This is a genomic window from Riemerella columbipharyngis (assembly GCF_900101995.1).
In the GTDB taxonomy this organism is placed as follows: domain Bacteria; phylum Bacteroidota; class Bacteroidia; order Flavobacteriales; family Weeksellaceae; genus Riemerella; species Riemerella columbipharyngis.
The window spans coordinates 79,161-100,796 of sequence record NZ_FNAS01000006.1 but is presented as its reverse complement, the minus strand read 5'-3'; the positions used below and the strand labels follow the sequence as shown (position 1 = coordinate 100,796).

Annotated in this window: 24 protein-coding genes and 3 tRNA genes; 22 read left to right on the top strand and 5 right to left on the bottom strand. The window is 39.0% G+C overall.

Annotated elements, in window-relative coordinates:
• Positions 1 to 17: 17 nt before the first annotated feature.
• The 4 genes from hemL to BLS89_RS04960 are packed head-to-tail and all read right to left on the bottom strand — an operon-like array spanning position 18 to position 3,621.
• On the bottom strand, positions 18 to 1,298 hold the full coding sequence (gene hemL, locus BLS89_RS04975; protein ID WP_092736387.1) for a glutamate-1-semialdehyde 2,1-aminomutase: 1,281 nt from the start codon (positions 1,296 to 1,298) through the stop codon (positions 18 to 20).
• Positions 1,299 to 1,307: 9 nt separating this feature from the next.
• Positions 1,308 to 2,396 carry a glucosaminidase domain-containing protein gene (locus BLS89_RS04970; RefSeq protein WP_092736386.1) on the bottom strand — a complete coding sequence of 363 codons (1,089 nt, stop codon included), beginning with the start codon at positions 2,394 to 2,396 and terminating at the stop codon, positions 1,308 to 1,310.
• Positions 2,393 to 3,292 (bottom strand): 1-aminocyclopropane-1-carboxylate deaminase/D-cysteine desulfhydrase, encoded by a 900-nt coding sequence (locus BLS89_RS04965; RefSeq protein WP_092736385.1) that lies wholly within the window; start codon positions 3,290 to 3,292, stop codon positions 2,393 to 2,395. Before BLS89_RS04965 ends, BLS89_RS04970 begins: the two co-directional genes overlap by 4 nt.
• The gene (locus BLS89_RS04960; RefSeq protein WP_092736384.1) at positions 3,292 to 3,621 is read right to left on the bottom strand and encodes a hypothetical protein; all 330 of its coding nucleotides are present in this window, start codon (positions 3,619 to 3,621) and stop codon (positions 3,292 to 3,294) included. The genes BLS89_RS04965 and BLS89_RS04960 overlap by 1 nt, the downstream gene beginning before the upstream one ends.
• Before the next feature lie 23 nt (positions 3,622 to 3,644).
• On the opposite strand from BLS89_RS04960, the gene BLS89_RS10625 reads away from it, so the two are divergent.
• The 3 genes from BLS89_RS10625 to BLS89_RS04950 all read left to right on the top strand — a co-directional run bounded on the left by BLS89_RS10625 (position 3,645) and on the right by BLS89_RS04950 (position 6,872).
• Entirely contained in the window at positions 3,645 to 3,821 is a 177-nt protein-coding gene (locus BLS89_RS10625; RefSeq protein WP_176763248.1) for a C1orf53 family protein, read from the top strand.
• Between the two features lie 2 nt (positions 3,822 to 3,823).
• On the top strand, positions 3,824 to 4,660 hold the full coding sequence (gene folP / locus BLS89_RS04955; protein WP_245688872.1) for a dihydropteroate synthase: 837 nt from the start codon (positions 3,824 to 3,826) through the stop codon (positions 4,658 to 4,660).
• Positions 4,661 to 4,754: 94 nt separating this feature from the next.
• Positions 4,755 to 6,872, top strand: coding sequence for a S46 family peptidase (locus tag BLS89_RS04950; protein ID WP_092736383.1), 2,118 nt, complete (start codon positions 4,755 to 4,757; stop codon positions 6,870 to 6,872).
• Between the two features lie 54 nt (positions 6,873 to 6,926).
• Here the strand turns inward: BLS89_RS04950 and BLS89_RS04945 are convergent, their stop codons facing one another.
• Entirely contained in the window at positions 6,927 to 7,931 is a 1,005-nt protein-coding gene (locus tag BLS89_RS04945; RefSeq protein ID WP_092736382.1) for an N-acetylmuramoyl-L-alanine amidase, read from the bottom strand.
• A 129-nt stretch (positions 7,932 to 8,060) separates the two neighbouring features.
• Between BLS89_RS04945 and BLS89_RS04940 the strand changes: the two genes are divergently transcribed.
• The 19 genes from BLS89_RS04940 to nuoL all read left to right on the top strand — a co-directional run bounded on the left by BLS89_RS04940 (position 8,061) and on the right by nuoL (position 21,634).
• A tRNA-Ser gene (locus BLS89_RS04940) sits at positions 8,061 to 8,145 on the top strand.
• A gap of 13 nt (positions 8,146 to 8,158) precedes the next feature.
• A tRNA-Pro gene (locus tag BLS89_RS04935) sits at positions 8,159 to 8,233 on the top strand.
• 21 nt (positions 8,234 to 8,254) lie between these two features.
• A tRNA-Arg gene (locus tag BLS89_RS04930) sits at positions 8,255 to 8,328 on the top strand.
• Between the two features lie 303 nt (positions 8,329 to 8,631).
• Entirely contained in the window at positions 8,632 to 9,111 is a 480-nt protein-coding gene (locus BLS89_RS04925) for a hypothetical protein (RefSeq protein ID WP_092736381.1), read from the top strand.
• Between the two features lie 50 nt (positions 9,112 to 9,161).
• A complete protein-coding gene (locus BLS89_RS04920; protein WP_092736380.1) occupies positions 9,162 to 10,292 on the top strand; it encodes a GNAT family N-acetyltransferase in 1,131 nt (376 codons plus the stop codon).
• Between the two features lie 16 nt (positions 10,293 to 10,308).
• Positions 10,309 to 10,485 (top strand): hypothetical protein, encoded by a 177-nt coding sequence (locus BLS89_RS10620; protein WP_176763247.1) that lies wholly within the window; start codon positions 10,309 to 10,311, stop codon positions 10,483 to 10,485.
• Between the two features lie 134 nt (positions 10,486 to 10,619).
• Positions 10,620 to 10,985 carry an NADH-quinone oxidoreductase subunit A gene (locus BLS89_RS04915; protein ID WP_092736397.1) on the top strand — a complete coding sequence of 122 codons (366 nt, stop codon included), beginning with the start codon at positions 10,620 to 10,622 and terminating at the stop codon, positions 10,983 to 10,985.
• Between the two features lie 31 nt (positions 10,986 to 11,016).
• Positions 11,017 to 11,574, top strand: coding sequence for an NADH-quinone oxidoreductase subunit B (locus BLS89_RS04910; protein WP_092736379.1), 558 nt, complete (start codon positions 11,017 to 11,019; stop codon positions 11,572 to 11,574).
• Between the two features lie 23 nt (positions 11,575 to 11,597).
• Positions 11,598 to 12,092, top strand: a complete 495-nt coding sequence (locus BLS89_RS04905; RefSeq protein WP_092736378.1) for an NADH-quinone oxidoreductase subunit C — start codon at positions 11,598 to 11,600, stop codon at positions 12,090 to 12,092.
• 50 nt (positions 12,093 to 12,142) lie between these two features.
• Positions 12,143 to 13,366: an NADH-quinone oxidoreductase subunit D gene (locus tag BLS89_RS04900; RefSeq protein WP_092736377.1), complete on the top strand. Its 1,224-nt coding sequence runs from the start codon at positions 12,143 to 12,145 to the stop codon at positions 13,364 to 13,366.
• A gap of 114 nt (positions 13,367 to 13,480) precedes the next feature.
• A complete protein-coding gene (locus BLS89_RS04895; protein ID WP_092736376.1) occupies positions 13,481 to 13,990 on the top strand; it encodes an NADH-quinone oxidoreductase subunit NuoE family protein in 510 nt (169 codons plus the stop codon).
• A gap of 15 nt (positions 13,991 to 14,005) precedes the next feature.
• Positions 14,006 to 15,370, top strand: coding sequence for an NADH-quinone oxidoreductase subunit NuoF (nuoF, locus tag BLS89_RS04890; RefSeq protein WP_092736375.1), 1,365 nt, complete (start codon positions 14,006 to 14,008; stop codon positions 15,368 to 15,370).
• A 39-nt stretch (positions 15,371 to 15,409) separates the two neighbouring features.
• Complete coding sequence (locus BLS89_RS04885) at positions 15,410 to 16,204, top strand: hypothetical protein (protein WP_245688870.1); 795 nt, start codon at positions 15,410 to 15,412, stop codon at positions 16,202 to 16,204.
• 44 nt (positions 16,205 to 16,248) lie between these two features.
• Positions 16,249 to 17,262 (top strand): NADH-quinone oxidoreductase subunit G, encoded by a 1,014-nt coding sequence (locus BLS89_RS04880; RefSeq protein WP_092736373.1) that lies wholly within the window; start codon positions 16,249 to 16,251, stop codon positions 17,260 to 17,262.
• A 3-nt stretch (positions 17,263 to 17,265) separates the two neighbouring features.
• On the top strand, positions 17,266 to 18,327 hold the full coding sequence (gene nuoH / locus BLS89_RS04875) for an NADH-quinone oxidoreductase subunit NuoH (RefSeq protein ID WP_092736372.1): 1,062 nt from the start codon (positions 17,266 to 17,268) through the stop codon (positions 18,325 to 18,327).
• A gap of 87 nt (positions 18,328 to 18,414) precedes the next feature.
• Entirely contained in the window at positions 18,415 to 18,903 is a 489-nt protein-coding gene (locus tag BLS89_RS04870; RefSeq protein WP_394330512.1) for a NuoI/complex I 23 kDa subunit family protein, read from the top strand.
• Positions 18,903 to 19,403: an NADH-quinone oxidoreductase subunit J family protein gene (locus BLS89_RS04865; protein ID WP_092736370.1), complete on the top strand. Its 501-nt coding sequence runs from the start codon at positions 18,903 to 18,905 to the stop codon at positions 19,401 to 19,403. Before BLS89_RS04870 ends, BLS89_RS04865 begins: the two co-directional genes overlap by 1 nt.
• A gap of 2 nt (positions 19,404 to 19,405) precedes the next feature.
• Positions 19,406 to 19,732 (top strand): NADH-quinone oxidoreductase subunit NuoK, encoded by a 327-nt coding sequence (gene nuoK / locus BLS89_RS04860; RefSeq protein ID WP_092736369.1) that lies wholly within the window; start codon positions 19,406 to 19,408, stop codon positions 19,730 to 19,732.
• A gap of 6 nt (positions 19,733 to 19,738) precedes the next feature.
• On the top strand, positions 19,739 to 21,634 hold the full coding sequence (gene nuoL, locus BLS89_RS04855) for an NADH-quinone oxidoreductase subunit L (protein WP_092736368.1): 1,896 nt from the start codon (positions 19,739 to 19,741) through the stop codon (positions 21,632 to 21,634).
• The last annotated feature ends 2 nt before the right edge of the window (positions 21,635 to 21,636 follow it).

The following is a 21,636-nucleotide window of genomic DNA, read 5'->3' as shown; positions in this document are numbered from 1 at the left end:
TCAACATTTATAATGTTTTAGTACTCAAATTTGTTGATAACCTCCAAAGTTTTGTCGATCTCTGTGGAAGTGATGGCATCGGAAATAAACCAAGTCTCGTACCCGCTCGGTGGAAGATAGATACCTCGTTCCAAAAGATAGTGGAAGAAGTTGTTGAATAGAGCGTGGTTGGCATTCTGTGCATCGTTGAAATTAGCTACTTTGTTGGTATGGAAAAATACGGACATCATAGAGCCTTTTCGGTTGATTCTATGTTCAATGCCTTTGCTACTAAGTATTTTGGATATTTCAAAATCTAAGGTTTCTGTACTTTTGTTAATCCGGTTGTAGAACTCGGTATCTTGTTTTATAAGTTGTAAAGTGGTAAGTCCTGCACGCATAGCTAAGGGGTTTCCGCTAAGTGTTCCTGCTTGGTAAACATTACCTTTTGGGGCGAGGCAGTCCATTATTTCGTTTCTTCCTGCAAAGGCACCTACCGGCATTCCTCCTCCGATGACTTTTCCGTAAGTTACCAAATCGGCATTGATGCCAAAAACCTCTTGTGCACCTCCGAAAGCCAATCGGAAACCGGTCATTACTTCATCAAAAATTAAAAGTGTGTTGTATTTATCGCATAATTCTCTCAGCCCTTTTAAAAAATTGAATTCAGGGAGTACGCAGCCCATATTTCCGGCTATCGGTTCTATGATTACGGCGGCTATTTCTCCTTCATTATGATGAAATAAATCTTCTACTTGCTCCAAATCATTATATCTTGCTAATAGCGTATCTTTCGCAGTTCCTTGCGTAACTCCGGGTGAGTTAGGTGTTCCAAAAGTAGCGGCACCGCTTCCGGCTTCTATCAAAAATGAGTCTGAATGCCCATGATAGCACCCTTCAAATTTAATGATTTTATCTCTTCCGGTGTAGCCTCTTGCCAATCGTATAGCACTCATACAGGCTTCTGTTCCGGAGGATACCATTCTTATTTGGTCTATATTTGGGACATTTTCTGTAATGAGTTTTGCGATTTCGGTTTCCAATTCCGTAGGTGTTCCAAAAGAAAAACCTTTTTCGGCTTGGCTCTGCACCGCTTTTACGACTTCGGGGTGCGTGTGTCCTAATATGGCAGGTCCCCAAGAGTTGATATAGTCTATATAGGTGCGATTGTCTTCATCGGTAAGATAGGCTCCCTTTGCGGATTTCATAAAGATGGGAACACCACCTACGGATTTGAAAGCTCTTACGGGTGAATTTACGCCCCCTGGGATATATTTTTTGGCTTCACTGAATAAAGCACTGCTTCTTTGGTATAGCATAATATTAGGTTAATTTTTTGGTTTTCTTCCTTGTAAATAAATAACTTGTCCTATTTGGAGTTCTTGTCCTTCGTCCATTCTGTTTCTTTGGTACAAGCGGTGCAGTTTTATTGCAAATTTTTGGGCGATGCTGTACATCGTATCCCCCTGCTGAGCGATATAGGTAGAGACATTGCCTTCTCCGGATTTTGATTCTAAGAATATAATGGAGTTTGCAGGGATATTGGCGGATTCCAGTTCGTTCCATCTCATAATTCTCCTTCCTCTGATATCGTATTTTTGGGCCAAGAAATCCACATTGGTGGCTAATGGAACAATAATGTATTTTCTATCTCCGTTAGGGTGGTTTCTTACTAAAACATTTTGCCATGTGTCATTGGCATTTTTCTCTATAGCATCTCTCCTTCGTACTTGTTCAGCATAGGAAGTCTGCTTGTAAGGAACCACTACGGTAGGAGATACTTTTTTGGTGTTGTTGTCATTAGCTGCAATGGTATTTTCAGTATTTTGGGCATTGGCTTTTGCCATAAACTCTTTGTTGGAATATAGGTCAGGGTACAGCGTTAGAAGTGTGGCATAGACAGACTGAGGCGTAGTATCGTCGTCAAATTTGTGGAGTTTGTATTTTTCTATTTTGTTAATGAGGATATAGGCATACTTTGGATTTGTTGCATAGCCGGCTTTCTTTAGCCCAAAAGCCCAAGCTTTGTAATCTTTGGGATCCAGCGTAAACAGCTTTCGGTAGTATTTTCTGTAAGCCAAGAATTTTGAGTGATCTTCGTAGGAATCTCTTACGCTGGAATACACGCGGAAACATTCATTGGGGGCATCGTCTGTATGCCTCATAGATGGTCCTGTCCAGTCTTCTTTACACTTAATCCCAAAGTGGTTGTTTCCTTGTCTTGCCAACTTAGATTGTCCTCCGGAAGACTCTAACAAGCCCTGTGCAATCGTGATACTTGCAGGGATTTTGTACTTCTGCATTTCTTCTACTGCATACAGTGCAAAGTTCTGGATATACTGGTCTTCATTAGCCCAATACTGGGCGTAAGTTTTGCTAAAACTTACAATCGCTAATGCCAAAAATATTTTTTTCATATATCTATTAAAGTTCTATTTTGTTTTTTTAGAAGGTAGTTTGCTCCTTCAATTCCTTGCAGACCACCCGTATGAAACATTAGAATTTTACTTCCTATTTCAAAGTAGTTTTGGTCTATCAATTTCATCAATTTCATCATTGCTTTTCCGGTATAAACAGGGTCTAAAGGAATGCCAAACTTTGCTCTAAATTCATTGATAAAACGGATAAGTTCATCATTTATTTTCCCATATCCGCCATAATGAGCATCTTCTAACTGAAAGTTTGTCCTTTGGCTAAGGCTCAAAATCCTTTGGTGCAAACTCTCGTCATTCACTACTTTTAGCCCTATAACTGCCTGTTCCGGCTCGGCATATTTGGAGATTCCTGCCAGAGTCCCCCCTGTTCCTACGGCACTACAAAGATAATCAAAATATTTCGTTTCGCTGGTGAGCATTCCTTTTATTCCTTCTACGGCGAGATGGTTGGTACCGCCTTCGGGGATGATGAGTGCGTTGGGGAATTCCTCTTGTAATGCGAGTGTCATTTTATGCTTATCTCGGTAGCTCTCTCTATCTACAAATCTGAAATCCATTTTGTTTTCATTAGCTTTTTTTAAGGTTGGATTCAGATGCCATTTGCGGTTTAGTTCTTCGCCTCTTATGATGCCTAAAGTTTTTATATTTAGTTTTTTGCCAAGGACTGCCGTAGCGGCGATGTGATTAGAAAAAGCACCGCCATAGGTGATGATAAAAGGCTCTTTTGGGTGGGTTCCCAGATAGTTTTTAATATTGTGGAGGAGTTTCCAAAATTTATTTCCGGATATGTCCGGATCTATTAAATCTTCTCTTTTGATGAAGATTTCAATGCCTTTGTTTATGGGGATTTTGATGATAGGGATTTTAGAAATTTCCATTATTTCAGATATTTTACAAAAGACCAAAATTTTCTTTTTTCAAGGTAGTTGCTTTCTTGGTCGTGAGCATAAGCTTCTTGCTCAAAGGAAATCTTGCGGTAGGCTTTGTCGTAGTTTTGGTACTTTGTCCATCGGATTAAAAATTCTAAGATATACCAAATATAAAAGAATATGATCAATAATTCCAGCTGCTGTCTCAGGTGTATCTTTTCGTGGTTAATAAGCACAAAATTCGTTTTGTCTTCGTATCTTCGCAGAATAATGAAGGGATATAGGGCGATTCCCTGTACCTTGGTGTTTTTTAACCATTTTGTTTTGATTAGTATCATCAAGCAAATATAAACAGATTATTATGTCTCTGCAAGATTTGAAGGAAAAAGAAGATTATTATTACAACGATTTAGGATACCGCGTATTTACGGCAAAGTATCTTTTAAAGAGAGGATACTGCTGCAAAAGCGGGTGTAAACATTGTCCCTATGGTTATGACAAGAATACGGACACATTTAGAAGAAATAATGTAGGATAAGAATGGAAAAGAGATTTAGTATCAATTGCAGGGGGCGGCTTTTGGATTTGTCTAAGCCTAAGATTATGGGAATCCTGAATGTAACTCCGGATTCTTTCTCTGACGGGGGCAGGTTTAATAACGAAAAAGCGGCACTCTGCCAAGCTGAAAAAATGCTGGAGGACGGAGCAGAGATTATTGACATAGGTGCACAGTCTACCCGTCCGAATGCACAATATTTATCGGCAAATGAGGAAATTAAGCGTATAAGGAATATCATATCCGAACTTAAAAAAGAGTTTCCACATTGTTATATTTCTTTGGATACCTTTTATTCGGCGGTGGTCAGGTTTGGTGCAGATGAGGGAATTGATATTGTGAATGACATATCCGGAGGGCAGTTTGATGCTGATATGTTTGGTACGGTGGCAGAAACGCAGCTGCCTTATATTTTGATGCATTGTAACCCCGACTACAAAACGATGCACGAGAAAATAGCGTACGAAAACATAGTGTATAGCATCAATCGATATTTTTCAGATAAATTGGCAGAACTGAAAGCGCAAGGCGTTTATGATGTGATTTTAGACCCTGGGTTTGGCTTTGGAAAAACCATAGAGAATCAAATACAAATGATAGAGGAAATAGAGTATATAGGTTTGGGAAATTATCCTGTTCTTGCAGGGATTTCTAAGAAATCTTTTATTTATAAACCATTAGGGAAAAGTCCGAATACGATTGCAACCGAAACGCAGAAACTGCATAAAACACTATTGGAGAAAGGCGTAAGAATCCTAAGAGTACACGATATCGCCGAAACGAAGAATGTAATAGATGAATTGTTTCAAGATAATTGTTAATTTTGAAATTGATACGATTGAAGTCAAGAGATATTGATTAAAATTCTTAAATTGGCACGATGAAACATTGCGTTAACCTAAAAATAAATTAAATATGATAAAGAAAATTATACTGCTATCCGCGATTGTGATGCCTGCTGTGGCGGCATTTGCTCAGCAAAACGGTGGAATGTGGATTCCTACGGAACTAAACGAACAAGAAATGAAAGAACTCGGAATGAAGATTTCGGCAAAAGATATTTTCAATCCAAACAAGCCTGCAATCAATGATGCGGTGGTGCATTTTAATGGAGGCTGTACGGGCGAAGTGATTTCTCCCAGAGGGCTCCTGCTTACCAACCACCACTGCGGGTACGGGCAGATACAGGCACATTCTACGCTGGAACACGACTACCTTACCGAGGGATTTTGGGCAAAAACCACTTCGGAAGAGCTGCCTAATCCGGGGCTTTATGTGGATTTTATAACGGATATAAAAGATGTTACCTCTCAAGTTTTAGGTGCAAATAAAAATGCTTCTGATGCGGAAATAAAGAGAAATATAGATAGGTTAAAAGAAGAATTTAAGCTAAAACCTTATCAGAGCGTAGATATAGTGCCAATGTATTACGGTAATAAATATTATGCTTTTGTGAAAGAAACCTTTAATGATGTTCGTTTGGTAGGGGCACCTCCATCGGGGATAGGGAAGTTCGGCAGCGATACGGACAATTGGGTTTGGCCGAGACACTCGGGAGATTTTTCTATGTTCAGAATTTATGCTGATAAAAATAATCAACCGGCGGAATATTCTAAGGATAATGTCCCATACAAGCCGAAATATTTTTTGCCGATATCCATAAAAGATAAAAAAGAAAATCAATTCACTTTTGTGTTTGGCTTTCCGGGGCGTACGCAGGAGTACCTGCCGTCAATAGCGATAGATAAAATCGTGAATGAAATTGACCCTGCAAGAATAGCTGTGAGAGATGTCGCTCTGAAAACATTAGACGAAAAAATGAGAAAAGACGATGCTACGAGGATAAAATATGCTGCAAAATATGCATCTGTTGCCAATTATTGGAAAAAATGGATAGGAGAAGTAGAGGGACTGAAAAAATCTAAAGCTGTACAAAAACGCCAACAATACGAGGCAAAACTCATTAGCCTTAATCCAAATATAAAACCAACGATAGAAACGCTCACCAAACTGTACGAAGAGCAATCGCCATATGCCGTTAATGATGCTTATTATGGCGAGATGTTTCGGAATTGCCAGACACTTAGATTGGCTTCCAATTTGATGAACTTGGTGGCGCAGCAAGAAAAGGGAAAATCCATCAGCGGCGAGCAGATCGATTACATAGATGAAATGTACAGAAACTACGATGCAATGCTGGATGCAAAAGTGATGGCGAAAGTTTTGGCTTTGTATCAACAAAAGAATAATCCAAATTTCTTACCTCAAGGCTTTTCTAAGTTTTCGGATGTTCAAAAGAATATGGAGACTTTGGACAGTTGGACTTCGCTGTCTTTGATCAGCGGACAGAAAACTTTTGACGGAAAGGTGATTTATTCGGATTTATCGAAATTGATTAAAAATCCGGAATTTGTGAAAGCCTTAAAAGCAGATCCTTATTATCAATTGGCATCCGAGCTTAGAGCGGCTTACAGAGCTAATGTAATGAAGTCTTATAATGATTTGCAAGAGAAAATAGATCATTACCAAAAAGAATATATGGCAGAGCAAATGGCTACGGATAAACAGAAAAAATTCTTCCCGGATGCCAATTCTACACTAAGGGTTTCCTATGGACAAGTGAAAGGTTCTAATCCGAGAGATGCTGTTTACTACGGCTATCAAACGCATCTGGGTGGGATAATGGAGAAATATATTCCGGGTGACTATGAGTTTGATGTTCCCCAAAAACTTATCAATCTTTACAATTCTAAGGATTATGGAGTGTATAAAGACAAAACGGGTGAGGTTCCTGTGAATTTCACTGCCACCAATCATACCACCGGAGGGAACTCGGGAAGTCCCGTATTAGATGCTTATGGTAATCTGATGGGGCTTAATTTTGACCGTCAGTGGGAGGGAACGATGAGTGATATTAATTTTGACCCAAAACTTTGCCGAAACATTATGGTAGATACCAAATATATTCTTTTTGTTATTGATAAATATGCCAATGCAAAACACCTTGTCAATGAGATGAAAGTGGTGAAGTAAAATAGAAAATAGCTCATATAAAAATCCCCATTCATACAAGAACGGGGATTTTGTTTATTTATACTTGTCGTATAGCGATTGTAATATCGCCCAGGTTTCTGCATCTAATACACCATCTGTTTTAGAAGGGTGAAAGTGGTATTGGAAAGACTGAATGACTTTTTTTGTGTCTTTGTCCCAGGTTGAAGTAATATTTATGGCATAGCCGAAATCTTTTAGTTTTTTCTGAACCTTAGCAATGAAGGCAGGAGAATTGTATTGATGAACAATATCATCGTTGGAGATCGTTATATAGTTTTGCACGGAAGAGGTGTCGTACCACATACCCAAACCATAGTCATCATACAGTTTTTTCCAAGGAAACATAGGCCCGGGGTCTTGTTTCCTCGTAGGTGCAATGTCAGAGTGTCCTAAAATATTAGTAGGCGGAATCATATACCGAGTAGCGAGGTCTTTTATGAGGGCTGCAACTTTGCGGAATTGATAATCCGGATAAGGGAAAAACTGCCGCTGGCCTGAAGAATTTAGGACAAAGCCGGAGTTTACGATTTCTATTCCTATGGAATTGTCATTTAGATTGTCGAAGTTTCGCCAGTGACTTACACCGGCGTGATAAGATCTTTTGTTTTCGTCTACCAATTGATAAATTTCTTTGTCAGGGCGGTCGTTTACTAGATAGTGGGCACTTACATTTTTTTGAGTGAGTACTTTTATAGATTTTTCATAGTCCAATGCAGTATAATGGATTATAATAAAGCGTTCTCTGAAATTTTGCCCCACGGAAGGGAAGTGCTCTTTAGAAATAGAATAGCCCTGAGGATTTGCAGAGACAATGGAACCATAGCTGATGGTGTTATTATTCTTTGATAAATCTGCGATATTTACTTGATAGAAATCTATATTATCTATTTTGATGAGGTTGTTTTCTTTTTTAGGTGTAATTTTTTTTGTCTGTGTAACCAGCAAAGTGCTTTTTTTTGTATTTACGGCAGTAGTAGGGCGTGAAGCACAAGATGTAAGTGTGATGCTTAATCCTATGATAAGCAGGTTTTTATGCATTGTGTTTGTGTTTTTTTTGTTGGGAAACAAAGATAGGTAATATTTTTTTACAATTAAATTTGGTAGTTATAGAAAATTGTTATATATTTGCACTCGCAATTGATAAGTAGAAGTTCTTGAAAATACAGAGGAGGGTTGCCGGAGTGGTTAACGGAGCAGTTTGCTAAACTGTCGACCCGAAAGGGTCGCATGGGTTCGAATCCCATACCCTCCGCAGCAATTTTTTTCGGGGCGTAGCGTAGTCCGGTCATCGCGCCTGGTTTGGGACCAGGAGGTCGCAGGTTCGAATCCTGCCGCCCCGACTTTTTTATTAATATTGTTTAGGGTGCGTAGCTCAGCTGGATAGAGCATCTGCCTTCTAAGCAGACGGTCAAAGGTTCGAATCCTTTCGCGCTCACAAACCGCCTTAAATAAAGGCGGTTTTTTTAATTATATTTCTGTTTTATTCCACAAATGTTTTTTTGCAAAAAAGATAAAATTACTCCGATGAGTAGGTTTCTATGTATTGTAGATCAGGCTTGGGGCTTATAAATTGCTACTGTTTTTACTAAGTCATAGGAAGGGGGGGCTTGTATTTGGCAAACATAGATATTTGATTTTTAGTATGTAGAGAAATAATTAAAAAGTTGTATATTGCTGGCTCAAAAAAATAAGAATTAGATATAAAAAGGATATTTACATTTGCATTAAAAATAAAATTATGAAAAAATTAGGTTTGGTAGTGTTTATTTTGTTGGGCGGCTTAAGGGTGAACGCTCAAATAGGAAAGGTATATGATTTGCTCGAACGCTTAGAAGAAAGAATTCAGCTGGGGAGGCAGCATTTAGACAGTGTGTCTTTGTCTGACAAGAAGTTTGTTCTTATAAAAGATTTTGAAGATCATATAGAGCGGCAATTTATTATTTTTAAGACAAAAAGTGTTACTTATGTAGAAGTTTTTGATGATAAACAAAATGGGCAAAGTTCTTCTAATATATTTATGGGAGATGTGGTGAGGAAAAAAGATGCTGTATCTGTGAGACTTACAACATTGGAAAACAGGCGGCTTCCTATACCGATGTCCAAGAATTTGATTATAGCCAAACAGGGTGAACTACTGTATTTGGTGGATGCTAATACCAAAGATAGATGGATAGATCAGGAATTTTTCGAAAAACAACAAAATAAGAAAAAACAATAACTTTTAATTCTTGGAAGAATAAAATAATAAATTTATATCCGTGCAATAAAATGAGTGAGATATTAGTAAAGAAAGTTTCGGAGAAGAGAGATTTAATGTTGTTTATTAAATTTCCTTTTGAGCTATATAGAGAAAATCCTTATTTCGTACCGCCACTCATTGATGATGAAAAGAATATTTGGGATCCTCGGAAAAATCCGGCATTGTCTTATTCTGATTATGAATTATTTTTAGCCTATAAAGGCAAGAGAATAGTGGGGCGGATAGCTGTGATGATTAACCACAAAGAAAAAGAGGAGCTGGGGATACGTAAAGTACGCTTCGGTTGGTTGGATTTTATTGATGATGAGAAGGTCTCCAAAGCTCTTGTTCAGCAAGCTATAGATTATGCAAAAGCCCACAAGGTTTCTAAAATAGAAGGGCCAATGGGTTTTACGAATCTGGATAAGGCAGGTATGCTCATTATGGGGTTTGACCGTTTGGCGACGATGATAGGTATTTATAATTACGAATACTATCCGAGGCATCTTGAAAAATTGGGACTGAAAAAAGAGAAAGAGTGGGTGGAGTTTGAAATAAAATTCCCTGATACTTTGCCTGATAAAGTGGAGAAGTTTAGTAAGATTATCGCGGAGAAATATCAGCTTAAAGTTTTGAATTTTCAAAAAAAATCGGATGTTTTACCTTTGGTAGAGCCTATGTTTCGTCTTTTAGATGAGACTTACAAGCCGCTTTCTACCTATACTCCTATCACCTCTCAGCAGGTACAGACCTATAAAGAAAAGTATTTTGGTTTTATAGACAAAGATTATATTGTTTGCATAGAAGATGCTTCGCATAATCTTGTGGCATTTGCCATCACGATGCCGTCTTATTCCAAGGCTTTGCAAAAAGCTAATGGCAGGCTTTTCCCATTTGGGTGGTACCACTTCTTAAATGCGGGAAAGAAAAATGATAGGGCTAATTTTTATCTTATCGGAATTCATCCGGGCTATCAGCGTAGGGGAGTTACTTCCATTATATTCAATGAAATTTATAAAACTTTTAAGCGGAAAGGTGTCCGTTTCTTAGAGACGAATCCGGAGCTTGAAGAAAATAAAAATATCCAACTTCTTTGGCAGGATTATCACCCCGTGAATCATAAAAGGAGAAGGACTTACGGGCTGGATGTTTATTTATAAATGATATTTATTGGTGATGAAAAAGCAGCTCATCGTTTACGCAATTTTGATTTTAGCATTCTTTGCATACAACTTATTTTTCCAAGTGAAAGATTATAAAATTAGTACAGCTATCAATATTCTTTTTGGGAGTTTTCTGTTTCTTTATATCGCTTACATAGCTTATGTTATCCTCAGAAAACTGAAAAAATAAGGTAGAATTTTATTTATAATACTTCTAAATTATAGAAATATCACCTTAAATATGATCTGAGCACATTCTTATTTTTCTACTTTTGCTCCGAATTTTGTATTTTTGCAAGTCAAAGAAAATAAAGAATGATAATGATGAGTATCCCTGCTAATTATATACCGATATTGATTCAGGCCCTTGTAGGTTTGGGGTTTGTGATTGTGTCTTTGGTGGCATCGCACTTTTTGGGTCCGAGGCTTAACGGGAGCGTGAAGAATGATGCTTTTGAGTGTGGTATCGAGAAAGACGGAGATGCGAGAACTCCTTTCTCTGTAAAGTATTTCCTTACTGCGATATTATTTGTGCTGTTTGATATTGATATTATCTTCTTTTATCCTTATGCTATCAATTTTAGAGAGTTTGGGATAGAAGGCTTTTTAGCAGTAGTCACCTTCGTGGCGGTGTTCTTCATCGGGTTTTTATATGTGCTGAAACGAGGAGCATTGGATTGGGATAAATAGAAGGGTTGTTTAATAAATTTTAAGAAAAATTATGTCTGATACGAAACCAGTAATAAAAACAGATGCACCAGCGCCACCGGGCGTTTCCGGAGAAGGTTTTTTTGCGACTAAATTGAGCAGCCTTATAGGTATGGCTCGTTCTTATTCGCTGTGGCCTTTGCCGTTTGCTACTTCTTGTTGCGGTATTGAATTTATGGCGATGATGATGCCTACCTTTGACTTGGCAAGATTTGGAGCGGAGCGGATGTCTTTTTCTCCAAGACAGGCAGACTGTCTATTAGTATGTGGCACGATTTCTAAAAAATTAGCACCGGTGCTGAAACAGATTTATACCCAGATGGCAGAACCGAAGTGGGTGATAGCAGTGGGTGCTTGTGCAAGTAGCGGTGGGATATTCGATACTTACTCCGTATTGCAGGGGATAGATAGAATAATTCCTGTAGATGTCTATGTGCCGGGCTGTCCGCCAAGACCGGAGCAAATATTGGAAGGTTTTATGCAGGTTCAGGCATTGGCACAAAGCGAAAGCCTAAGAAGAAGGGATTTGCCGGAATATAAAGCACTATTAGAAAGCTATGATATCAAATAGCTTAGAACAAAAATAGCCGAATAATGACAAATGAATATGTTTTACAAGCCATTGATTTAGAATTTCCGGGAAGTATTTTGGAAAGCTCTGAACCTTATGGTTTGCTGACTTTAGTAATAAAAAAAGAGGATATCAAAAAAGTGATTCACCACCTCAAAGAGTCTTCTTTGCAGATAGATTTTCTTACAGATATTTGTGGAATTCATTATCCTCAAGACAAAGAAAAGGAATTGGGAGTCATCTACCATCTGCATAATATGAGAGAGAATTTTAGAATACGCCTTAAAGTCTTTATGCCAAAAGAAAATGCAGAGGTGGATTCTATGACGGAGATTTATTCGGGAGCCAATTGGATGGAGCGTGAAACCTTTGATTTCTATGGAATAAAATTTAGAGGGCATCCGGATTTGAGAGCGATACTGAATGATCCCGAACTGGGCTACCATCCTATGCTGAAAGAGTACAGATTGGAAGATGGTACAAGGGAAGATAAAGACGATAAAATGTTCGGTAGATAGAATACTGAACAGTTTTTAGAACAGTATAATTTGCATCAAGCAAAAATATTATGAAAGATAACGAATTATCAAATATACTCAACCACCGCGAAAGCAATGAGCAAATAGACGGACAACTCTATACGCTCAATTTGGGACCTACACACCCTGCTACCCATGGTATTTTCCAAAATATCCTGACAATGGATGGAGAGCGTATTCTTCATTCCGAGCAGACAGTAGGCTATATCCATCGTGCTTTTGAGAAAATTTCCGAGCGTAGACCTTATGCTCAGATCACCACACTTACAGACCGTCTTAATTATTGCTCTGCACCTATTAACAACTTGGGCTGGCATATGACGGTGGAGAAGCTGATAGGCTGCAAAGTTCCTAAACGCGTGGACTATATGCGTATCATTATGATGGAGCTTGCAAGGATAGCCGATCATTTGGTTTGCAACGGCGTTATCGGGGTAGATACAGGGGCACTTACAGGGTTTACTTATGTGTTCCAAGACCGGGAGAGAATATATGAAATGTACGAGCAAGTTTGTGGAGCCAGGATGACTACCAATATCGGTAGAATAGGAGGTTTTGAAAGGGATTTTAGTCCTAAGTTCCACGAATTAATAAAAGATTTTATTAATAACTTCCCCAAAAGATTTCAGGAGTTTTGCGATTTGATGGAGCGTAACCGTATATTTATGGACAGAACCATCGGGGCTGGACCTATCTCTGCGAAAAGAGCGCTTAATTATAGCTTTACGGGGCCAAATCTTCGTGCTGCGGGGGTGGATTATGATGTGCGGGTGGCACAGCCTTATTGTTCTTATGATGACTTTGATTTCATTATTCCGATAGGAACGGCAGGGGATACCTATGACCGTTTTATGGTTCGCCAGCAGGAAATATGGGAGAGCTATAAATTGGTAAAAAATGCTTACGAAAACCTTCCGGAGGGAGACTATCACGCAGATGTACCTGATTTTTATCTTCCTGCTAAACCGGATGTTTATACCAAAATGGAAGCACTGATTTATCACTTCAAAATCATTATGGGAGAACAAGATATCCCTAAGGGAGAGGTTTATCACTGTGTAGAAGGCGGAAATGGAGAGTTAGGTTTTTATTTGATTAGCGATGGTGGGCGGACACCATACAGATTGCATTTCAGACGCCCGTGTTTTATCTATTATCAGGCTTATCCTGAGATGATTAAGGGTTCTATGATATCCGATGCCATCATTACAATGAGTAGTATGAATGTGATAGCAGGGGAATTAGATGCTTAGAAATAAAAAATCGAAGAACGCTTAATTTCTTTCTTCGGTAGTGAAAATAAATACTTTAGTTAAAGTGTTTTAGGGCTGAAAAAGAGCTTAGCCCAAAATTAAAAATTAACAATAATGAGCGAAACGATTGCTTTTAAACCTGAAATTTTAGAAAAGGTTAAAAAAATTATCGCAAGATATCCGGAGGGAAAACAGAAATCTGCTCTCATACCAGTTTTGCATATAGCGCAAAAAGAATTTGGAGGGTGGCTAAGTGTCCCTGTAATGGATTATGTAGCAGAGGTTTTGGAAATTACTCCCATAGAAGTTTATGAGGTAGCTACTTTCTATACGATGTTCAATATGAAGCCCGTAGGGAAATATGTGCTGGAAGTATGTAGAACGGGACCTTGTATGCTCAATGGGAGTGATGATATTTTGGACCATATCCGCAAGACTCTCAATATAAAAGATGGAGAAACTACGGAAGACGGATTGTTCACTCTGAAACCTGCGGAATGTCTTGGGGCGTGTGGCTATGCACCGATGATGCAGCTGGGTAAGTTTTATCACGAACATTTAACCAAAGAAAAAGTAGATGAAATCCTTGAGCTTTGCAGACAGGGAGCGATTGCTTTAGACTAATTTTATTAAAAACCAATGAGTAAAAAACTTTTACTTAAAGACGCACATATAGAGGGTATTCGTCATTTTGATGTGTACCGCAGACAAGGAGGCTATCAGTCAGCAGAGAAAGCGCTGAAGATGACACCTGAGCAAATTTTGGAAGAGGTGAAAACTTCCGGGCTTAGAGGTCGTGGTGGAGCGGGGTTCCCTACCGGACTGAAATGGAGTTTCCTTGCCAAACCGGAAGGCATACCAAGACACCTTGTGGTAAATGCAGACGAGTCCGAGCCGGGAACATTCAAAGACCGTTATTTGATGGAGTTTATTCCTCATATTCTTATAGAGGGAATTTTGATTGCATCCTATTGCCTTGGTTCTAATACTTCCTATATTTATATTCGTGGAGAATATTCTTGGATTCCCGATATTTTGGAAGAGGCTATAGAAGAGGCTAAAAGAGCCGGCTTTTTGGGGAAAAATATTCAAGGTTCCGGTTTTGATTTGGAAATCTATGTGCAGAGAGGAGGGGGAGCATATATCTGTGGAGAAGAAACCGCACTATTGGAGTCCTTAGAAGGTAGAAGAGGAAACCCAAGATTGAAACCACCATTTCCGGCGGTGAAAGGGCTTTGGGAACGCCCAACAGTGGTAAATAATGTGGAGTCCATAGCGGCGGTAGTTCCTATTATTCAGATGGGAGGAGAAGAATATGCCAAAATAGGCGTAGGACGCTCTACAGGGACAAAATTGATTTCCGCTTGTGGTAATATCAATAAACCCGGTGTTTATGAAATAGATATGACCATCACGGTGGAAGAATTTATTTATTCTGATGAATATTGCGGTGGTATCCCTAACGGCAAAAGACTGAAAGCGTGTATCCCGGGAGGAAGTTCGGTGCCTATCGTTCCTGCGAATCTTTTATTAAGAACCATAGACGGCAAGCCGAGATATATGAACTATGAGTCTCTTTCGGAAGGCGGTTTTGCCACAGGTACGATGATGGGTTCCGGAGGCTTTATTGTTTTAGATGAAGACCAAAGTATCGTAAAACATACGATGACGCTTGCAAGATTTTACAACCATGAGAGTTGCGGACAGTGTACTCCGTGCAGAGAAGGAACAGGCTGGATGTACAAAATACTGAAAAAAATAGTGGAAGGCAAGGGCGAAATGAAAGATATTGATTTGCTCTGGGATATCCAAAGAAAGATAGAAGGAAATACCATCTGTCCTCTGGGAGATGCTGCAGCATGGCCGGTAGCGGCTGCGATACGCCACTTCCGTGATGAATTTGAATGGTATGTCAAGAATCCTGAACTTGCCCAAACTCAGCCATATGGAATTACACATTATGCAGATCCAATTCCACTGAAAGTAGAAGAAAATGATAATTAAAATAAGGATATAGAGATGAGAAACAGAATAATTTACATAATGCTTATTTTTTTCGGGATAGGAATGAGTGCCCAGACAAGAAAACCTTTCGAAAAAGGCTCTGTGTTATTATTTTGGGGATGGAATAGAGGCTGGTTCAGTAATTCTGATATAGGTTTCAGCGGTGAGGGATACAAATTTCAATTGGATAATGTAGCGGCATATGACAGACCTACAAAGTTTGATTTAGGGATTTATTTCGGCCCTACTAAGGTGACATTACCTCAGACTAATGCAAGAATAGCTTATTTCATTAAAGATAATGTCGCTATCGTTTTAGGATTAGACCATATGAAATATGTGATGGACCAAAATCAAACAGTCAATTTCCACGGATATATTTCAGACCCTAAATATGCCGCTTATGTTAAAGACGGAAAAGTAGATTTGTCGGATGAGCAATTCTTGACCTTTGAGCATACCGATGGACTTAATTATATCAACATAGGTGCTGAGAAATACAAAACTTTAGTCAATCATAGAAACTTTGATTTAGTGTGGGGCTATGGTGCCGGAGGCGGTGTAATGTTTCCGAAGAGTAATGTGAAACTTTTTGGTAACGAAAGGAGTGACCGCTTTCATGTAGCAGGTTTTGGTGCAGATGTAAGAACTAATCTTAACTTTGTCTTTTGGAAGCACTTTGTGGCAAGAGTAGAAGCGAAGTACGGATATGTCAATATGTGGGATATCAAAACGACACTAAATAACAACCCTGATAAGGCTTGGCAAGATTTTGCCTTTGGAGAGCTTAATTTTGGGATAGGCTATACATTTAGAACTAAAAAAAATAATTAACAAAGAGCTTTAGGGATTTTACTTAATGCTAATTGCAAATAGATATGAGCGAGGAAGTAATAAAATTTAAAGTCACCATAGACGGACATACCACCGAAGTAGCACCGGGGACTACCATTTTGGAGGCTGCAAGGCAGATTGGGGGGGGGTCTGTTCCGCCGGCAATGTGCTTTTATAGTAAATTAGAAAAAAGTGGAGGACGCTGTCGTACTTGTCTGGTAGAGGTATCCAAAGGTTCTGAAAAAGACCCGCGTCCAATGCCGAAACTTGTGGCAAGCTGTAGGACGACAGTAATGGACGGTATGGAAGTGAAAAATTTGACTTCCGAGAGAACGCAGGAGGCAAGAAAAGCTGTTACGGAATTTTTATTGGTTAATCACCCTTTGGATTGTCCTATTTGTGATCAGGCAGGAGAGTGCCACTTGCAGGACTTAGGCTATATGCACGGAAACGAAATTACCCGTACAGAGTTTGAGAGGAGAACTTACGAGCCGGAAGACATAGGTCCTTATATCAAACTAAATATGAACCGCTGTATCCTCTGTGCAAGATGTGTTTTGGCGGCTAATCAATTGACGGAGAAAAGGGAGCACGGTATTCTTTTCCGTGGAGACCACGCAGAGATTTCTACTTACCTCAACAAAGCTTTGGATAACGATTTTATAGGAAATGTGATAGATGTTTGTCCTGTAGGGGCACTTACGGACAGAACTTCCCGCTTCGCGAGCAGAGTGTGGTTTACCAAGCCTCTTGATGTGACTTGCAAGTGCGATAAATGCAGTGGTAAGGCTGTACTTTGGATGAAAGGGGATGAGGTCATCAGAGTAACAGCAAGAAAGGATAAGTATGGAGAAGTAGAAGAGTTTATATGTAATGATTGTCGTTTCCATAAGAAAGATCTTAAATATTGGAATATTGAAGGACCGAGACACATTAGCAGGCATTCCGTGATTTCTGCTAATCATTACGAAAAAACTACTGATGCTTACGAAAAGATAGAGTACGAGGGGGCTAAAGAAATTAGTCTAAAAGATGAACTAAACGCTGAAGAACAATAGACTATGGATTTATTGACTTTTAAAATAATTTTGGTGGTGGCACTTTTCATTCTTTCGCTTACGGTGGCGGCTTATTCCACTTGGGCAGAGAGGAAAGTAGCGGCATTGATGCAAGATAGATTGGGACCAAATAGAACAGGACCTTTGGGACTTTTGCAGCCTTTGGCAGATGGGGGGAAGTTTTTCTTCAAAGAAGATTTTATTCCACAGAATGCCGAGAAGTTTCTATTTATATTGGGACCGGCATTGGTAATGTTTATTTCCTTAATTACAGGTGCTGTTATTCCTTGGGGAAGAAGCCTTAATATAGGAGGGTATTCATTCAGCTTACAAGTTGCTAATATAGATGTGGGTGTGCTGTACCTTATGGGTATGGTATCCATAGGCGTTTACGGTATTATGATAGGTGGCTGGGCGTCTAATAATAAATACTCTTTGATAGGTGCCATCAGAGCATCATCGCAGATGATTTCCTACGAGCTGGCGATGGGATTGGCATTATTGTCAATAATAATGATGTGTGGGTCTCTGGATCTTGGTGCCATTACGGAAGCTCAGTCTCATGGTAAAATATGGCATTTTATCCCTACTGTATCCGGAATGAATTGGAATGTATTCTATCAGCCTTTGGCATTTCTCATCTTTTTTGTGGCGGCTTTAGCGGAGTGTAATCGCCATCCTTTTGATTTGCCGGAGTGTGAGACAGAGCTTGTGGCAGGATTTATGACAGAATATTCAGCGATGAAATTGGGGCTTTATATGTTCGGGGAGTATGTGAATATGTTTATATCTAATGCCTTGATTACCGTATTGTTCTTTGGAGGGTACAATTATCCGGGAATAGATTGGGTAACACACAATTATGGAGAGAATATAGCGGGGGTACTTAGTATTGCAGCATTTTTGCTAAAAGTATTCTTTGGAATATTCGTATTTATGTGGGTGAGATGGACATTGCCACGTTTCCGCTACGATCAGCTAATGCATCTTGGATGGAAAACACTGATTCCGGTGGCACTCATCAATTTATTAATTACAGGAGCTATAATATTGGCATTTAATTAAAATAGAAATTCAGAGATATCTGACTAAAATAAATTTTAGTAATAAATGAAACTGACAAACAGATCAAAAGTAGTCTCGAATAAAAAAATGACCTTAGCAGAAAAGGTTTACCTTCCTGCAATAGCAAAGGGAATGGGAATTACGCTAAAACATTTTTTTAAAAAAGACAGTACAATACAATATCCCAAGGAAGTAAAGCCGAGGGCTAAAGTATGGCGTGGAAGACATGTACTGAAAAGAGATGAAGAGGGGAGAGAAAGATGTACGGCCTGTGGGCTTTGTGCAGTGGCGTGTCCGGCAGAGGCTATCACGATGACGGCTGCAGAAAGAACTAAGGAGCAAAAACACCTTTATAGAGAAGAGAAATATGCTTCTACCTATCAAATCAATATGCTGAGATGTATTTTCTGCGGAATGTGCGAAGATGCTTGTCCTAAGTCTGCCATCTACCTTACGGATAGACTCGTAGATGCAGAACAGAATAGAACTTCTTTTGTCTATGGTAAGGACAAATTAGTGGAGGATATGGATAATAGAATAGACGTTAGTGAACGCCAAAAGAAATCTTATAAATAATGGAACAGATTATCTTTTATATTATTTCGGGATTAGCAGTGGTAAGTGCCATTTACTTTGTAGCTTCCAAAAATCCGCTGTATAGTATTCTTTCATTGATTGTTACTTTTTTCTCTATCGCGGGGCTGTATATTTTGCTCAATGCGCAGTTTTTAGGTATCGTACAAGTGATTGTCTATGCCGGTGCCATTATGGTATTGTTCCTTTATGTATTGATGATGCTTAATCTGAAAGCTAAAGACGAAGGGAAAAAACACAATGTAATGAAAATAGCAGGCGTTTTTTCTGCAGGCTTAATTTTGGTGGGGCTTTTAGGGGCCTTGAAAGGCTATATGACACAGCAGATTCCTACCAATCTATTGGTAAATCAGGAAATAGGGCTTACGAAGAATTTAGGGAAACTATTGTTTAACGAGTATGTACTGCCATTTGAATTAGCTTCAGTACTTATATTGGCGGGTATTGTAGGGGCGGTGCTTATCGGTAAAAAAGATTTATAATTATGGAAACGAATACATTTATTCAGCATATCCCATTGAATTATTTTGTGATTCTCTCTACATTTTTGTTTTGTTTGGGAGTTTTGGGAGTTTTGCTCAGAAAAAACGCCATTCTCATATTGGGATGCGTAGAGCTGATGCTCAATTCTGTAAATCTACTTTTGGTAGCATTTTCTACATACAAAGGAGACGGAAACGGGCAGATATTAGTGTTTTTCATAATGGTGGTAGCTGCAGCTGAGGTAGCCGTAGGGCTTGCCATTATTACAATGATGTATAGAAATACCAAGTCGGTGGATATTAGTATATTAAGCAAATTAAAAGGTTAAAGAAATATGGAAAATATGATATATACAATTGTTCTTTTTCCTTTGTTAGGGTTTTTAGTTAACGGATTATTAGGAAAGAAATTACCAAAATTATTGGTGGGCGGATTGGCTACTGCGGTGGTTTTTTGTTCGTTCCTATTATCCTTGTTCCTTTTTATAAACTTTAATGCAGAGGGGCAGCCTATTGTAGTCAAGGCTTTTCAATGGTTTAGAGTTAATGGAATACAAGTGAATTTTGGATTTCAGGTGGATCAATTGTCATTGATGATGATGATGATCATTACCGGAATAGGTTCTTTGATTCACCTCTATTCTATCGGCTATATGAGCCACGACGAAGGGTTTTACAAATTCTTTACTTATCTCAATCTCTTTGTCTTTTCGATGTTGTTGTTGGTAATGGGAAGTAATTATCTCATTTTATTCATAGGCTGGGAAGGCGTAGGCGTGTGTTCGTACCTTTTGATAGGTTTTTGGTACAAAAATGTGGAGTACGGGAAAGCATCAAGGAAAGCCTTTATAATGAACCGTATCGGAGATTTGGGGCTATTGGTAGGGATTTTTATGATAGCCTACCAAACAAATGTTGTAGATTATCTTAGCGTATCCCAAAACTCTGCACATTTTCAGAAAGATGGTGCCATTATCATATTCATTACATTGAGCTTATTTGTGGGTGCTGTGGGAAAATCTGCGCAAATTCCACTGTTTACATGGTTGCCCGATGCGATGGCTGGTCCTACGCCGGTATCGGCACTTATCCACGCCGCTACGATGGTAACGGCAGGGATCTATCTCATCGTAAGGTCTAATTACCTTTACTCTCTTGCTCCTACCACTCAGGGCGTGATTTTAGTGATTGCTATCGCTACGGCAGGAGTGGCGGCATTTATGGCATTGAGGCAAAATGATATTAAAAAAGTATTGGCGTATTCTACCGTTTCTCAGTTGGGGTATATGTTTGCGGCGTTGGGGGTAGGTGCTTATACTACTGCAATGTTTCATTTGATGACACACGCCTTTTTCAAAGCCTTATTATTTCTTGGTTCCGGTTCTGTAATTCATGCGATGAGCGGCGAGCAGGATATGCGTTATATGGGAGGTTTGAGAAAATACATTCCTATTACACACATTACATTTTTAATAGGAACATTGGCGATTTCCGGAATGCCTCTATTCTCGGGAATGATTTCCAAAGATGAGATATTGACGGCTAATTTCGCACATTCGCCTGTTTGCTGGTTCTTGTTATTTGTAATAGCGGGAATGACGGCTACCTATATGTTCCGTTTGTATTACCTTACATTTCACGGGACATTCAGAGGGACTGACGAGCAAAAGCATCATCTGCACGAGAGTCCTCTAAATATGACTTTGCCGCTTATGGTATTGGCATTTTTATCCTTAGTAGGAGGCTTCTTTAATTTGCCGCATTTTATCGGAGAAGGTAAATATCAGAGTTTAGCACATTGGCTGCATCCGATATTTGTTTATCCTATAGAACACGCCGAAGTTCCTTTTGGTACAGAGATGATATTATTAGGTGCTACGATATTTATGTTTTTCTGTATTTGGATTTGGGTGAGAACGATGTATGTCGGTAAAAATAAAGTGGCTCTTCCGGAGGACGAATACAAAGGCTGGGAAAAACTTTCGGCTAAAAGGCTCTATATAGACGAGGTGTACAATATTCTCTTTGTAAAACCCATAGAGGTATTGGGCAGAGTGTATTCTGTATTTGATAAAAAGATTTTGGATGGATTGGTAAACGGTATTGGTATTGGAGCGATAGCATCCGGAAGATCTTTCAAGAAGTTACAAAATGGAAATGTAGAGATATATATTTTCATTATGTCTTTAGCAGTGGGAATTATATTAATTATTAACTTTATATTACAATAGTA